General features: G+C 73.5%; 12 protein-coding genes. 6 read left to right on the top strand and 6 right to left on the bottom strand.

Translation table 11 applies throughout. The features are described 5' to 3' along the window. Positions 1-16 precede the first annotated feature (16 nt). Positions 17-430 carry a VOC family protein gene (locus tag QSJ97_RS00455; RefSeq protein WP_285669502.1) on the bottom strand — a complete coding sequence of 138 codons (414 nt, stop codon included), beginning with the start codon at positions 428-430 and terminating at the stop codon, positions 17-19. Between the two features lie 54 nt (positions 431-484). On the opposite strand from QSJ97_RS00455, the gene rbfA reads away from it, so the two are divergent. Then, the gene (gene rbfA, locus QSJ97_RS00460) at positions 485-883 is read left to right on the top strand and encodes a 30S ribosome-binding factor RbfA (RefSeq protein WP_285669503.1); all 399 of its coding nucleotides are present in this window, start codon (positions 485-487) and stop codon (positions 881-883) included. A gap of 143 nt (positions 884-1,026) precedes the next feature. Here the strand turns inward: rbfA and QSJ97_RS00465 are convergent, their stop codons facing one another. Continuing rightward, entirely contained in the window at positions 1,027-1,794 is a 768-nt protein-coding gene (locus QSJ97_RS00465) for a class I SAM-dependent methyltransferase (RefSeq protein ID WP_285669504.1), read from the bottom strand. Further along, the gene (locus QSJ97_RS00470; protein WP_285669505.1) at positions 1,791-3,011 is read right to left on the bottom strand and encodes a UbiH/UbiF/VisC/COQ6 family ubiquinone biosynthesis hydroxylase; all 1,221 of its coding nucleotides are present in this window, start codon (positions 3,009-3,011) and stop codon (positions 1,791-1,793) included. The genes QSJ97_RS00465 and QSJ97_RS00470 overlap by 4 nt, the downstream gene beginning before the upstream one ends. 99 nt (positions 3,012-3,110) lie before the next feature. Here QSJ97_RS00470 and QSJ97_RS00475 point away from each other — a divergent pair, with 99 nt between their 5' ends. From QSJ97_RS00475 to QSJ97_RS00485, 3 genes are all read left to right on the top strand, one after another. Then, a complete protein-coding gene (locus QSJ97_RS00475) occupies positions 3,111-4,448 on the top strand; it encodes an amidase (protein WP_285669506.1) in 1,338 nt (445 codons plus the stop codon). Between the two features lie 136 nt (positions 4,449-4,584). Then, the gene (locus tag QSJ97_RS00480; protein ID WP_285669507.1) at positions 4,585-5,784 is read left to right on the top strand and encodes an aminotransferase class I/II-fold pyridoxal phosphate-dependent enzyme; all 1,200 of its coding nucleotides are present in this window, start codon (positions 4,585-4,587) and stop codon (positions 5,782-5,784) included. 23 nt (positions 5,785-5,807) lie between these two features. Further along, a complete protein-coding gene (locus tag QSJ97_RS00485; RefSeq protein ID WP_285669508.1) occupies positions 5,808-8,738 on the top strand; it encodes a DNA translocase FtsK in 2,931 nt (976 codons plus the stop codon). 309 nt (positions 8,739-9,047) lie between these two features. Here the strand turns inward: QSJ97_RS00485 and QSJ97_RS00490 are convergent, their stop codons facing one another. Beyond that, positions 9,048-9,617 carry a LysM peptidoglycan-binding domain-containing protein gene (locus QSJ97_RS00490; RefSeq protein ID WP_285669509.1) on the bottom strand — a complete coding sequence of 190 codons (570 nt, stop codon included), beginning with the start codon at positions 9,615-9,617 and terminating at the stop codon, positions 9,048-9,050. Positions 9,618-9,875: 258 nt separating this feature from the next. On the opposite strand from QSJ97_RS00490, the gene QSJ97_RS00495 reads away from it, so the two are divergent. After that, entirely contained in the window at positions 9,876-10,505 is a 630-nt protein-coding gene (locus QSJ97_RS00495) for a LolA family protein (protein ID WP_285669510.1), read from the top strand. A gap of 1,124 nt (positions 10,506-11,629) precedes the next feature. Here QSJ97_RS00495 and QSJ97_RS00500 read toward each other — a convergent pair. Together QSJ97_RS00500 and QSJ97_RS00505 are read right to left on the bottom strand one after the other, a co-directional pair. Then, on the bottom strand, positions 11,630-12,541 hold the full coding sequence (locus QSJ97_RS00500; RefSeq protein WP_285669511.1) for an AEC family transporter: 912 nt from the start codon (positions 12,539-12,541) through the stop codon (positions 11,630-11,632). Positions 12,542-12,551: 10 nt separating this feature from the next. Next, positions 12,552-13,343, bottom strand: a complete 792-nt coding sequence (locus QSJ97_RS00505) for an exodeoxyribonuclease III (RefSeq protein WP_285669512.1) — start codon at positions 13,341-13,343, stop codon at positions 12,552-12,554. Between the two features lie 211 nt (positions 13,344-13,554). Between QSJ97_RS00505 and QSJ97_RS00510 the strand changes: the two genes are divergently transcribed. Continuing rightward, entirely contained in the window at positions 13,555-14,433 is an 879-nt protein-coding gene (locus tag QSJ97_RS00510; protein WP_285669513.1) for an exonuclease domain-containing protein, read from the top strand. Positions 14,434-14,534: the final 101 nt, after the last annotated feature.

Here is a 14,534-nt window from a genome sequence, read left to right on the forward strand (position 1 = left end):
CCCTGCCCGCCATCTCTCAGTCGAGCCCCCAGAGCCGGGGCTCGGCAAACTCCACCGAATTGCCGGCAGGATCGCGGACATAGACCGAGCGCGCGCCGTTCGGCCACCGGAAATCCGCCTCGATCGCGACCCCGGCCGCCGCGAGACGCGCGGTCCAGTCCTCGAGCTCCGCCGCGCTGGCGCGGAAGCAGAGATGGCCGGGGCCACGGGCGCCATGCGGCGGCACCGGCAGCCGGCTGCCCGGGGCGGGCGGGTTGGCGGTGGCGCCGGGATCGAAGACCAGCAGCATCCCCGCCCCGCATCGGAAGAAGACATGACGGCCGGGCTCGCGCAGCACCGGCTCGAGGCCGAGCAGGCCGCCGTAGAAAGCCTCGGCAGCGGCGAGATCCTCGGCATAGACTGCGGTTTCGAGCACGCCACCGGGCTGCATCGCGGGTCCTCCCGGGGGCGAGGCTCGCACCGCCAGGCACAGGAGGTCAAGCAGATGGCCAGGGACAGGAACAAGGGCGGCGCACGCGGCCCCAGCCAGCGCCAGCTCCGGGTCGGGGAGACGATCCGGCGCGCGCTGGCCGAGGTGCTGATGCGCGGCGAGGCGCACGGGCTCGGCATGGCGGCGGCCTCGATCACGGTGACCGAGGTGCGCCCCTCGCCGGATCTGCGCCAGGCGACGGTCTATGTGATGCCGCTCGGCGGGCGCGATCCCGAGGGCGCGATCGCCGCGCTGATGGAGGCCCGCGGCGAGATCCGCCGCTCGGTGGACCGCCGGCTCAGCCTGAAATACTCGCCCGACCTGAAATTCGTGATCGACGACACCTTCGACCGATATGACGAGACCCGGGCGATGCTGAACCGGGACACGGTGCGCCGGGACCTCGAGGGCTGAACGCATCTGGCTGAACGCGGCGGGCTGAAGTCGGCGGGCCGTGAGGCAGGCAGCGCCGGCGCGCGCCGCAGGCCCCGCCCACCCCGGCGACCGGCCGGCCCGGTGGAGAGGCTCCGCTCCCCCACCGGCCTGCGGCGCGCGCCTCAGCTCTGGCGGATGCCGGCGAGCACGGCGAACCGGCCCCTTGCCCAGGGGCAGTGCGCGGCGAAGTCCGCCGCCCCGAGCCAGGCGAGGAGGTCCGTGACGGTGGCGCAGCGGTCATGCGCCATGCGCGCCCGCGCCGCGGCGAGCGCGGCATCGCCGGCGCCCGCCGCACGGGCCGCCGCCTCCCATGCCCGATCGGCCGCCGCCTCGGCCGCCGGGTCCGGCTGCAGGATCTGCTCGGCATCGACGAAGCGCCCGCCCGGCGCCAGGATCCTCGCGATCCCGCGGAACAGGGCAGCCTGTGCCGGATGCTCGAGATGATGGATCGCGAGCGCGGAGATCACCGCATCGAAGCGCCCCTCGGGGAGCGAGCCGGCCATGTCGGCCAGGCGGGTCTCCGGCGCCGGCAGGCCGAGCCCGGCGAAACGCGCCCCGGCCAGCGCCAGCATCCCCGGCGCGACATCCTGCAGCACCAGCCGCGCGCCCGGATGGGCGAGGGCGACCCGCGCCGCGAAGAGCCCGGTGCCGGCGCCGAGATCGAGCACCCGCGCGCCGCGCGGCAGGGCCCCGAGCGCCGCGACCCCGGCATCGTAGAATTCGTCGAGATCCGGCACCAGCCGGCGCCGCTCGGCGTCGTAGCCGGCGGCGTCCCGGTCGAACAGCGCGCCGACCGCCGCCCCGCCAGCCGGCGCGGGCCCGCCGCCTCCGGGTGGGTGGGCGGGGGAGGCGGCGGGCCCGCGCCCCGCGCCGTCGGCGCCGCCGCTCACAGCGGCTCGCCCCGCATCAGCCGCGGCACCTCGCCGGCCAGCCCTTCCGCCTCGCGCATCAGCGCGCGCCCGAGCGCCGGGCTCGCCCCCACCGCCGCGAGCCCGGCCTGGCGCAGCACCGAGAGCGCGCCGCTCGCATTCGAGAACAGCCGGTTCAGCGCATCCATGCCGAGCGCCAGGCAGCCGGCGTCGAAGCGCCGCCAGGCCTCGTAGCGCCGCAGCACGTCGATGGCGCCGATATCCTCGCCGCGCCGCGCCGCCTCGACCAGCACCTCGGCCAGCGCCGCGACGTCGCGCAGCCCCATGTTCATCCCCTGCCCGGCGATCGGGTGCACGCCATGCGCCGCATCGCCGACCAGCGCCAGCCGCGGCGCGGCATAGCGCTCGGCCAGGGTGAGATCGAGCGGATAGGCCCAGCGCCGCCCGATCAGCGCGAGCCGGCCGAGCCGCGGCCCGATCCGCCGGCGAAGCTCCGCCAGATAGGCGTCCTCCCCGAGCCGCATCAGCGCCGCCGCCCGGCCCGCCTCCTCCGACCAGACGATGGCCGAGCGCCGCCCGGTGAGCGGCAGCACCGCGAAGGGCCCGCCGGGGAAGAAGCTCTGATGCGCCAGCCCGCCATGCTCGGCCTCGTGCGCCACCGCCGCCACCAGCCCGGTCTGCGCATAGCTCCAGCCGATGCGCCCGATCCCGGCCGCCGCGGCGAGCGCGGAGCGCCGCCCGTCCGCCGCCACGGCGAGCCGCGCGGTGATCGCACGCCCGTCCTCGAGCGCGATCCGCGCCGCGCCGGGGGCATAGTCCACCGAAGCCACCGCGGCGGGTGCCAGATGCGTCGCCCCGGCCTCCGGCGCCGCCAGCGCCTCGAGCAGCGCGAGGCGCAGGTGATGGTCCTCGACGATCCAGCCCACCGGCCGCTCGACCAGCCCGCGCGGGTCGAAATGCAGCAGCGCCGGCGAGCCCGCGCCCTCGCCCACCTCGATGTCGCGGATCTCCTGCGCCTGCGGTGCCAGCCGCGCCCAGAGCCCGGCCACGGCGAGCAGCCGCGACGAGCCGAGCGCCACCGCATAGGCGCGCCCGTCGAAATCCGGCGCGGCGCGGGTTTCCGCCGCCACCCGGTCGAGCAGCGCGACCGAGAGCCCGGCCCGCGCCAGCACCAGTGCGAGCGCCGAGCCGACGAGGCCGCCGCCGACGATCGCGATGTCGAAATCCCTGTCCGTCATGGGCTTTACTATCCGGGCGCGCTGCCCGAATGTCCAACCTCCCGGGGTGCGACCAAAGCGGGCGCGGGCGGGCCCCAACCACACGATGCGGAGGACAGGATGACGGACTGGAGAGGCGAGACCGCCGCGGCGCAGGGACGCGCCATCGCCGAGGGGCGGCTCGACCCGCGCGATCTGACCGAGAGCTATCTCGAGGCGATCGCCGCCGATCCCGAGCATCCTCTGATCTATGCCCGGCTCACCCCTGACCGCGCCCGCGACGAGGCCGCCGCCGCCGCCGCCCGCGTCGGCGAGGGCCGCCCCGCCGGCCCGCTCGACGGCGTGCCGGTGAGCTGGAAGGACAATATCGACACCGCCCATGTGGCGACCGAGGCCGGCACCCGGCTGCTGGCCGGCCGCGCGCCCGGGCGCGATGCCGAGGTGCTCACCCACGCCACCGCGGCCGGGCTGGTCTGCCTCGGCAAGACGCATCTCTCCGAGCTCGCCTTCTCCGGCCTCGGCGTCAACCCGATGACCGCGACGCCGCCGAATGCGCTGGCGCCCGAGCGCGCGCCGGGGGGCTCCTCCTCCGGCGCCGCGGTCTCCACGGTGCGGCGGCTGGCGAGCGCCGGGATCGGCTCGGACACCGGCGGCTCGGTGCGCATCCCGGCCGCCTGGAACGGGCTGGTCGGGCTGAAGACCACGGCGGGGCTGCTCTCCGGCGAGGGCGTGGTGCCGCTCGCCGCCAGCCTCGACACGGTGGGCCCGCTGGCGCGCACGGTGGAGGATGCCGGGCTGCTGCTCGCCGCGCTCTCGGGGGCGCCCTTCGCGCCGCTGCCGGAGCCGGCGCGGCCGGCCGGCCTGCAGGTCGCCGAGACCGTGGTGCTCGAGGGCTGCGACCCGGAGCCGCTGGCGGCCTTCGAGGCGGCGATCGAGCGGCTGGCGCAGGCCGGCATCGCGCCGCTGCGCGGCCCCTGCCCGGAATTCGCCGAGACCTTCGAGGTGGCCGGCCGGCTCAGCCCGATCGTCACCGCCGAGGCCTGGACGACCTGGGCCGAGACCATCGAGGCGGCGCCCGGCGTGATGTATCCGCCGATCGAGGCGCGCTTCCGCTCCGGCAAGGCGGTGGACCCGGCGAAGGATGCCGAGGCGCGGGCCGAGTTCGCCCGCATCGGCCGCGCGCTCGCCGCGCGCATCGCCAGCGCCGGGCCGATCGCGATGCCGAGCGTCGCCTGCCTGCCGCCGGAGGTCGCCCGCCTCGAGGCCGACGAGGCGTACTACACCGAGCGCAACCTGCTGGCGCTGCGCAACACCCGCATCGCCAACCTGCTCGGGCTCTCGGCGATCACCCTGCCGCTGCCGGAGACGCATTGCGGGCTGATGCTGTTCGAGGGGCCGCACCAGGAGCGCCGGCTGGTCGCCTGGGCGCGGGCGCTGGAGCCGCTGCTCGCCGCCTGACATAGGGGCAGAATCGGCGGCGGATCGGAGACCGGCGGGCTCGATTCGTTCGCACTTCTGGACTGTGCGGTCCCACTCGGCTATTGTCCGCCCACGCGGCGCGACAGACGTCGGACAGGTTCGAAAGCGGGCAGAGATGCAGTTTCCAGCGCGTTTCGAGAGCCTGCCGGAATATGCCTTTCCGAGGCTCCGGCGGCTTCTCGGCGACACGCCGCCTGGCGGCGATCCCATTGCGATGTCGATCGGGGAGCCGCAGCACCCGGTGCCGGATTTCGTCGGCCCGATCATGCTGGAGCACAGCGCCTCGCTCTCGCGATACCCGCCCAACGAGGGGCTGCCGGAGCTGCGCGGCGCGATCTCCGACTGGCTCGCCCGGCGCTATGGCGTGGCCGAGGCCTACCGCGACCCGGAGCACTCGATCCTGCCGCTCAACGGCACCCGCGAGGGGCTCTTCGCCGCCTGCATCGCGCTCTCGCCCGAGGCCAAGAACGGCCAGCGCCCGGCGGTGCTGATGCCGAACCCGTTCTACCAGTGCTATGCCGTGGCGGCGATCACCGCGGGCGCCGAGCCGGTCTATGTCCCGGCCACGGCCGCCACCGGGCACCTGCCGGATTTCGCCGCGCTGCCGGAAGACCTGCTGGCGCGGACCACGGTGGTCTACATATGCGCGCCGGCCAATCCGCAGGGCGCCTGCGCCGATGCCGGCTACTGGCGGCGGCTGTTCGCGCTGGCCGAGCGCCACGATTTCCGCATCTTCGCCGACGAGTGCTACTCGGAGATCTGGCGCGAGCGCCCGCCCGTCGGCGCGCTCGAGGTGCTGAGCGCCGATCGCGGCGACCCGGAGCGGCTGGTGGTGTTCCACTCGCTCTCCAAGCGGTCGAACCTCGCGGGGCTGCGCTCGGGCTTCGCCTGCACCGGGCCGGAGAACCGCGCGCGGATGCTGCAGCTGCGCGCCTATGCCGGGGCGCCGCTGCCGATCCCGGCGCAGCATGCCGCCGCCGCCACCTGGGCCGACGAGGCGCATGTCGGGGCCAACCGCGCGCTCTATCAGGAGAAGTTCGCCATCGCCGACGAGATCCTCGGCAATCTGCCGGGCTATGCGGCGCCGGAGGCGGGCTTCTTCCTCTGGCTCGAGCTCGGCGACGGCGAGGCGGCGGCGCTCCGGCTCTGGCGCGAGGCGGGGGTGCGCGCCCTGCCCGGCGCCTATCTCTCGCGGCCCGTTTCCGAGCGGCTGGGCGGCGGCGATCCGGGCGCGGCCTATCTGAGACTTGCGCTGGTGGCGCCGGCGGCGGATGTGCGCCGCGGGCTCGAGGCGGTCGCCCGGGTCTTGACCTGACGCGCCGAAGGGAGACAGGGAACATGGCGCTATTCGCAGGTGGCTTCGGTGGCGAGGGGGGAACCGCGCAGATGGCCGAGACCGGGACCCAACTGGCGGTGCGCCGCAGGCTGGCCGAGCTCTGGGGGCTCGCCTTCCTGACGCTGGGGCTGCTGCTCGGGCTGGCGCTGGCGAGCTACGACGCCGCCGATCCGAGCCAGTTCAGCGCCCCCGGCGCGGCGCCGGTCAACTGGCTCGGGCGCCCCGGCGCGGTGCTGGCCGATCCGCTGACGCGGGTGCTCGGCCGCAGCGCCTGGTTCCTGGTGATCTTCCCGGTGGTCTGGGGGCTGCGGCTCGTGCTGCACCGCGGCGACGAGCGGATCTGGGCGCGGCTGCTGCTGCTGCCGATCGCGGTGATCCTCGGCGCGCTCTTCGCCTCCACCCACACCCCGCCGGAGAGCTGGCCGCTGACGGTCGGCCTCGGCGGGCATCTCGGCGACAATGGCGCGCTGGCGCTGCTGCGGGTGCTGCCGCTGGCCGAGGATGCCGGCGTGCGCGCGCTCTCGGCGGTGCTGGGAGCGGCGGCGCTGGCGAGCTGGGCGGCGGCGCTCGGCATGACGCTCGCCGAGGCGCGGGCGCTCGGCGGCTGGATGCTGGGCTCGCTCGGCATGGTGGCGCGCCAGGGCATGGGCGCGGCCGCGACCGCCGGTGCCAGGCAGGTGCGCATGCGCCGGGCGCGGGAGGCGGCGCCGAAGATCGCCCCCCGGGCGCCTGTGCCGGACGCGCCGGAGACGGCGGAGGCGGCCGAGCCCCCGGCCCGGCCCGCCGGCCTCGGCGCCCGGATCGCCGGCATCGGCCTCGGCAGGACCCGCCGCCCGGAACCGGCGGCGGCGGACGACGCCCCCGCCGGCGCAGCCGATCGCCGCGAGCCGGCCATCGCCGGCCCCGGCTCGCCCCGGCGCAGCCGCATCGTCCCCGCCGCCGTGGAGGCCGCTCCGGCCGAGGCGAGCGCTGCCGACAGCGCCCTCGGCGCCGCGATCCGCAAGCTCAGCCGCTCGGCCGAGGCACTCAGCCAGGCCGACCGGGACGCCGCGCGCGAGGCCGATGCGCTCGGGCTCGACCGCGAGGCGGCGATGCGCGCGCTGATGCCGGAGGCCGCCGGCGCACCCCGCGCCATGCCGGCCGCCGGCGACGAGCGCCCGCCGGCGCCCGCCGACCCGCATGACGAGGCGTTCGGCGACGGGCGCGAGGCGGCCGGCGCCGCTGCCGGGCCCGAGATCCCGCGGGGGCCCCGCATCGCCCCCGCCGCCCCGCCCGCCCCGGCCCCCGCCGCGCCGGAGGACACGCTGATCGGCAGCACCTCGCGCCTGCTGAACCGCGCCACCGACGACGACGAGGACGACGACGACGAGACGCTCCGCCCCGCCGCCCCCGGCGAGGCCCCGGCCGACCCGGCGCCCGCGCCCTATGACGCGCCGCCGCTCGACCTGCTGCAGGAGCCCTATCCCGCCGGCAGCAACGAGCCGCTCTCCGAGCTCGCGCTCGAGGAGAATGCCCGCCAGCTCGAGACGGTGCTCGCCGATTACGGCGTGCGCGGCGAGATCGTCGCGGTGAAGCCCGGCCCGGTGGTCACGCTCTACGAGCTCGAGCCGGCGCCGGGGCTGAAGGCGGCCCGGGTGATCGGCCTCGCCGACGACATCGCGCGCTCGATGTCGGCGCTCTCGGCCCGCGTCTCCACCGTGCCCGGCCGCTCGGTGATCGGCATCGAGCTGCCCAACGTGAAGCGCGAGACGGTCTATCTGCGCGAGGTTCTGGAAGCCGAGGAATACGCCGAATCGCGCCATGCCCTGGCGCTCGCCCTCGGCAAGTCGATCGAGGGCACGCCCTGCATCGCCAACCTCGCCAAGATGCCCCACCTGCTGATCGCCGGCACCACCGGCTCGGGCAAGTCGGTGGCGATCAACACCATGATCCTCAGCCTGCTCTATCGCCTGAGCCCCGAGCAGTGCCGCCTGATCATGATCGACCCGAAGATGCTCGAGCTCTCGGTCTATGACCGCATCCCGCATCTGCTCGCCCCTGTCGTGACCGACCCCAAGAAGGCGCTGGTGGCGCTGAAATGGGTGGTCGGCGAGATGGAGGAGCGCTACCGCAAGATGTCGAAGATGGGGGTGCGCAACCTCGAGGGCTACAACGCCCGGGTGCGCGAGGCGCTGGCCCGCGGCGAGAACTTCTCGCGCACCGTGCAGACCGGCTTCGACGAGGACACCGGCGAGCCGGTCTTCGAGACCGAGACCATCGTGCCCGAGGCGATGCCGCTGATCGTGGTGATCGTCGACGAGATGGCGGACCTGATGATGGTCGCCGGCAAGGAGATCGAGGCCTGCATCCAGCGCCTCGCGCAGATGGCCCGCGCCTCCGGCATCCATCTCATCATGGCGACGCAGCGCCCCTCGGTGGATGTCATCACCGGCACCATCAAGGCCAACTTCCCGACGCGGATCTCCTTCCAGGTGACCTCGAAGATCGACAGCCGGACGATCCTCGGCGAGCAGGGCGCGGAGCAGCTGCTCGGCCAGGGCGACATGCTCTACATGGCGCCGGGCGGCCGGGTGCGCCGCGTGCACGGGCCCTTCGTCTCGGACGACGAGGTCGAGGAGGTGGTCAACCACCTGAAGTCGCTCGGCGCGCCGGACTATGTCTACGCGGTGATCGACGGCGGCGACGAGGAGACCCAGGCCATGGTCGAGGAGAAGCTCGGCCTCGCCAGCTCGGGGGACAGCGAGGACGAGCTCTACGACAAGGCGGTGGCGATCGTCGCGCGCGACCGGAAATGCTCGACGAGCTACATCCAGAGAAAGCTCCAGATCGGCTACAACAAGGCGGCGCGCCTGGTGGAGCAGATGGAGGACCAGGGCGTGGTCTCCCCGGCCAATGCCGTCGGCAAGCGCGAGATCCTGATCGAGGAACGCTGAGCGCCGGCCGCCGCGCGGATGCTCCGGCGCGCGCCCGAAGCGCCGCGTCGGGCCGAGCGGCCCGTGGCACGGCCAGCGCCCGCGGCGCGGTGCCAGCCTCTCGCCGGTGGCACCGGGGCGGGAAGGCAGACGTCCGGCGAGCGGTCCGGGCGGGGAGACGGTGCCGCCGGCGGTTCGCCCGCAGCCGCGCCGCGGGCCGGACATCGCCACCGGCGCCGAGGCCGGACGCGGCGCCCCCTCAGGCCGCCGGACAGGCGCAGGCGGGGCAGCCGGCGCCGCCCCGTCCCGACATTTCGGTGCAGGCCCGGATCAGTAGCCGTAGCCCTGATACTCGTTGTAGTTCACCACATGGCCGCCGTGGTAGCCGCCATACGACGAGCCGCCGCCCTGGTGGCCATAGGTGCCGCCGGAATGCGACCCACCCGAATACGAGCCGCCCGAATAGGACCCGCCCGAATACGAGCCGTGGCCGTAGCCACCGCGGGCGCCGTAGCCGGCATGGCTCCTGTAGGTGATCTTGTAGCCGCGGGCGCTGTAGCCGTAGCTGCCGCCCCTGTAGCTGTTGTACTGGTAGCCGTAGCCCTTCTTGTATTTCGGCGGCTGCTGGTAGCCGTAGCCGCCGCCCGAGCCATAGCCGCTCTGCGGGATGTTCAGCACCCAGCCGGCGACGATGTGGTGCGGGTTGCGGATGTAGGGATTGGCCTGCATCAGCGCGTAGACCGAGGTGCCGCAGCGGGCGGCGATGCCGGCGAGGGTGTCGCCATAGCCGACACGGTAGCTCGCGCCGCAGCCGCCCGCGGAGGCGGTGGTGGCGGCGCCGGCGAGGGTCAGGCCGATGGCGAGGGCGGCAGCGGCGGTCGCGAGACGGGAAATACGCATGATGTTCTCCTGGTCGTTCCGAGTTCACTGGTCGGTGATCCGGTCATCGAGACCGTCCAGTCCGGCGATGGCGGGGGCAGGAGGAAAATTCACGTCACCGCCGGGATGCGCCGCCAGATACGTGGAAACCGCGGTGCCGGGCCGGGCGCCGGAAGCGCCGGGGGCTTTTCTCGCCGCGCCAGCCGTGCGAAGCGGACCGGGACCAGAATAGCCGAGCCCTGCGCCTGACGCACGGGAAACCTGGAAAGGACGGAGCATATGTGGCAACAGAGCCTGAAGCGGACGCTCGGTGCGGCGCTTCTCCTCGCCGCGGGCCTCACCGCGACCCTCGGTGCGCCGGCGGGCGCCCAGGGCGTCGACCAGCGCGATCTCCTGCGCATCTCCAACTATCTCAACGGGCTGACCACGCTGGCCGGCGACTTCGTGCAGATCGACGCCGAGGGCGGGCTCTCGCGCGGCACCTTCACGATGCGCCGGCCCGGGCGGCTGCGCTTCGACTACCGCCCGCCGAACCCGGCGCTGATCGTCGCCGACGGCACCTGGGTCGGGGTCTGCGACCGCGAGCTGGAGAGCTTCGAGCGCTATCCGCTGGAGGAGACCCCGCTCGACCTGCTGCTGCGCGACCGGGTGGACTTCCGGACCGAGGGCGCGGTGCAGGCGATCACCCGCGGCGAGGGCCAGCTCAGGGTGCGCGCGATCGATCCGGACGCGCCGGACCAGGGCTCGATCACCATGATCTTCACCGAGGTGCCGCTGGCGCTGACGCAGTGGGTGGTGGTCGATGCGCAGGGGCTGACGACCACGGTGGCGCTCTCCGACACCCGCTCCAACGTCTCGGTCAACCCCGAGCTCTTCGTCATCGAGGAGGGCGACTGCACCGGCTTCTGAACCGCCCCCTCCGGCCGGATCGGTGGCGCCGGGGGGCGGACGGGAGCGAGACCAAGGCGCCGGTCGCATGACATGCGGCGGCACCGTCCCGGCCCCCGCTCCCCCGCGCCGACATGCCCGCGCGATCGGCGGCGGGGTGGCGTGATCGGGCGCGGCGGGTGGAGGCCGGTTGCCGTCGGGCTGGCCGGTGCCTTCCCTCCCGCCACGACCGGGCGCGCCCGCGGAAACGCTGAAACGCCCCTGCGGATGCAGGCGCGGCGGTGCCGGCAGTGTCGTGGCGGCTTCCGGCCGCGCCGTGCTGGCGCGTTCGTGCAGGCGCTGCCGCGGCGCGGCGGGCGGCGCCGGCACCCCGGACGAGGCGGGCAGCGCACTCGCCCCGATGTGGCGTGGCAGCGCCAGGTCACGCTCCCGGCATCCGGCGACCCTCGCCGCGACCGCGGGTCTCACCCGGGCCGGCAGGGCCGCTTCGGCCAGCGCCATGGCAGCACTGCCGGCACCGGTGACCGGCTCGCGCAGCGCATCCGGACGGGCGGCCGCGGCAGCGGCACGATCCGCAACGTCCTCGATTCGGGCGGTGCGGCCCCCTGCCGGGCCGGCGACCTGCACGGCGTGATCGACCGATCTCCTGCGCGATGCGGGGAAGGCGATCCCGTCCGGCTCGGGCGGCTGCGTTCGTTCCTGCCGGGGCGCCGCCCCGAACAGGCCGCCGCTCCAGGCCGGGTTCAGCGTGCCGGTCCCCGCCGGCCGGCGACGCAGCCGCGCAGGGGCAGTGCCCGGCGAGTTTCCCGCTTCGCTTCCGGGGCGCCCGCAGCCGGTTTGATCGCCTCGGGTGACTGTTTGCCATCCCGAATCGCCATCGCGCCGACCGGATGGTGGCCGGCGCGCGGGGCCGACGCCGCCCCCTAGCCCGCCGGCCTCGCCCCTAGGCCACCAGCGCGGTGCACCGCCACGAGCCGCCTCCGTGGGCCTGCCTTGCGTGACCCCCCGCCCCCGGGCGACATCCCGCGCCCTGGTCCGTGCCGCGAGCGATGACATGGCGCTGCCCGGAACTGCGAGCCGTCTCGCCGGCAGCGGCGGCGATCTCGCTGCCGTCACCCTTCCGCCCGCACCTGCGCCGACGGGCCTCAGGCCAGCAGCGCGAGGGTCGGCAGGGTGAGCAGGCTGGTCCAGACGATCACCTGCGCGATGGCATCGGTGCGCACGCCGTAGAGCAGCGCGAGGCTGAATGCCATCGCCCCCGCCGGCCCGGCGGCGCCGAGCAGCGTCAGCTCCTGCCCCGGCGCCGCGCCGGCGAAGAGCGCCAGCCCGACCGCCACCGCCGCGGGGAAGGCCACCAGCTTGACGCCGGCGAAGACCGCCACCGTCCGGTCGGCGCGGAACGGCGTCTGCGACAGCACCACGCCGAGCGCGAACAGCGCCACCGGCGCCGCCGCCGCGCCGTTGAAGTCGAGGAAGGTCTTCACCGGCCCGGGCAGCGCGACCCCGGCCAGCGCCACCGCGAAGCCGGCGAGGATCGCCTGCAGCAGCGGCGTCCCCGCCAGCCGCGCCGCCACCATCCCCAGCGAGACCTGGCCGAGCGAGAGCACCTGCAGCGCCACGATCGCGGCGGCGAAGGTGACGGTGGCGTCGAGGGTCACGATGGCGGTCACCGGCAGCGCGCCGGCATCGCCGTGCAGCAGCCGCGCGATCGGCAGCACGTAGAACGCGTTGTTGGCGAAGATGCCGCCGAAGGCGAGCAGCAGCGCCTCCGGCGCCGGGCGGGCGAGCCAGACCCGCGCGAGCCAGAACCCGGCGGCGAAGACCAGCGCTTCCGCCCCGGCATAGACCGCCAGCGGCACGACGGAGAAGCTGCGCACCGGCGCCGTCGCGATCAGCCCGAAGATCATGATCGGCAGCAGCACCGACATCGCGAAGCGGTTGATCAGCCGCGCCTCCTCGACGCTGATCCGCCCGGACCGCCCCATGGCGAAGCCGAAGGCCAGGATCGCGAAGACCGGCAGGATCGGGTCGACGAGGACGGCGAGGACGGAGCCCAAGGCCGGCGCCTCAGCCGAGCTCGAAGGCGGCGATCACCGGCACGTGGTCCGAGGGTTTCTCGACGCCGCGCCAGGGCTTCAGCACGCGCGAGGAGCCCGGCACCGCCGCCGCCCCGCCGCGCGCCCAGATATGGTCGAGCCGGCGGCCGCGATCGGCCAGCGCCCAGTCCTTCGCGCGGTAGGACCACCAGGAATAGAGCTTCTCCTCCGGGGAGATGTCGGCGCGGGTCACGTCGCCCCAGCCGCCGGCGGCGCGGGCGGCCTCGAAGGCCTCGACCTCGACGGGGGTGTGGCTGACCACCTTGAGCATCTGCCTGTGCGACCAGACATCGTGCTCGAGCGGCGCGATGTTGAGATCGCCCACCGCGATCGCCGGGCCGTCGAGGCCGCGGCCCCAGTCCGCCATCTCGGCGACGAAATCGAGCTTGTGGGCGAATTTCGGGTTGGTGTCGCGGTTCGCCTCGTCGCCGCCGGCGGGCACGTAGAAATTGTGCAGCGCCACGCCGCCGGGCAGCCGCGCCGCGACGTGCCGGGCATCGCCCTTGCCGCAGAAATCCTCGTGCCCGAGCGGCTCGAGCGGGATCCGGGAGATGATCGCGACGCCGTTGTAGCCCTTCTCCCCGCGCGCGGCCATGTGGCTGTAGCCCAGCTCGGCGAAGCGCTCGGCGGGGATCTTGTCCACCGGCGACTTGGTCTCCTGCAGGCAGAGCACGTCGGGCGCCTCCTGCTCGAGGAAGGCCGCCACCAGCTCGACGCGGAGCCGGACCGAGTTGATGTTCCACGTGGCGATGGTGGCGCGCATGGGCTCTCCCCCTGTTCTGTCGGGCCTGGTCTGCCGGGATGCCGGCCCGGGGGCCGGAGAGGGGGCAAAGTGACCGCCCGCGCGCGCCGGGGCAAGAGCGGATGCGCGCCGCCCGTTGGCCGCGCGCCAAATCCGGTTGCGCAAGAATATTTGGAACGCTTAGTGTACCCAGAGTAATTCAGGAACACATTGCGCGCCTCGAGAGTACTTCATGCGTGATCTAAATTTTACCGCCATTGATGTCGAAACCGCGAACTCTGATCCCGGAAGCATCTGTCAGATCGGCCTCGCTGTCGTAAGGCAGGGAAAACTTGCCAATACCTTTGTATCGCTGGTCGATCCGGGAACAGATTTCAATCCCAGGAACACGATGATTCACAAGATCACGGTGGATCATGTTGCTGGAGAACCAAGATTTGCCGAGGTTTTCCCGAGAGCCCTCGAGATATTCGGAGAGCATGCGATTGCGTCTCACACGCTATTTGACAGGAACGCACTCGGCATCGCTTGTGAACAGGCCGATCTCAAGATGGTGGAGGCAGATTGGGTCGACACTGCCGCTGTCGCACGCGCCAGATGGCCCCAGCGTTTTGGCCGGAGTGGCTATGGCCTCAAGGCAGTGGCAAAGGCGTTTGGCATAGAGTTCCGCCACCACGATGCCGGGGAGGACGCGCGCGTATGTGCCGAGATCCTGATAAGGGCATGCAAGGAGACGGGACTGACGCTGGAGGACTGGTTCTCCCGGCCGAAACCGCCGCGAAAGCGCCCCGAGTTCGCTGGAAAGAAGGTCAGGAGAGACGGTGATCCCGCCGGCCCCCTCTTCGGGATGGCTGTGGTCTTTACCGGCGATCTCTCGGTGCCCCGCGAAGAGGCGGCCGATATCGCCCATGGTCTGGGGCTCTGCGTGAAGGGCAGCGTCTCGCGAAAGGTCTCGTTGCTCGTTGTGGGTTCGTCGGGAGGGAGACGCCCCGAGTGGCCGGAGAAATCCTCGAAACAGCTGCGCGCCGAAACGCTCATCTCCGAAGGTCACGACATGATCGTGATGTCGGAAACCGATTTCTTCCGCTTGGTTCGCGAATATTCAGCCTGACGGAAAAAAGGGGGGGGGTGCGGACGGGGTGAGGGGGAACCCGTCCGCAGGGAGGCAAGCGATCGGGGGGGGATCATTGCCTCCTTGACAAACAATATGGT

This window comes from Paralimibaculum aggregatum (genome assembly GCF_030270585.1).
Lineage (GTDB): Bacteria > Pseudomonadota > Alphaproteobacteria > Rhodobacterales > Rhodobacteraceae > Thermohalobaculum > Thermohalobaculum aggregatum.